Raw genomic sequence first — 479 nt, forward strand, 5'->3', positions numbered from 1 at the left:
TCTCCCAACTGTTTAACGTCAGTTACTTCAACTTCACACAAAATTGAAGCAAAATATTTATCAGTTGAAGATTTAGAGATTGTTACCGTTTTAATCTTCCTTGTAACTTCTCTGTGAAATACTGCTTTGACTTCACCAATCTTGGGGACTTTTAGATATTCATCCTTGACAGTAACACTCTGGGGATATTGGATTGATTGCTTATGGTGTTTAGACTTGAATCTAGGGAATTTAGCTTGTCCTTTAAAAAAGTTTTTATAGGCTCTGTCTAGGTTAATTGCTACACATTGGAGAACCGATGAATAGCAATCTTCCTTGAGCCAAGGATATTCCTTTTTGAGTTGAGGGAGCATCCCTTTATAGGTTGCTAGTTTTAAGCTTTTTCCAGTTTCTTGATAGTGCTGAATACAGGCATTTAAGGCAAAATTCCAATACCACCGTACACAACCAAACGATTTGACTAACGCCAATTCCTGTTC

1 protein-coding gene is annotated in these 479 nt (G+C 36.7%); it reads right to left on the reverse strand.

Annotated elements, in window-relative coordinates; translation table 11 throughout:
• Positions 1 to 479 (reverse strand): RNA-guided endonuclease InsQ/TnpB family protein (locus M595_RS28490; protein ID WP_023070009.1); only part of this gene is annotated, 479 nt, incomplete at both ends.

It is taken from the genome of Lyngbya aestuarii BL J (assembly GCF_000478195.2).
Taxonomy (GTDB): Bacteria; Cyanobacteriota; Cyanobacteriia; order Cyanobacteriales; family Microcoleaceae; genus Capilliphycus; species Capilliphycus aestuarii.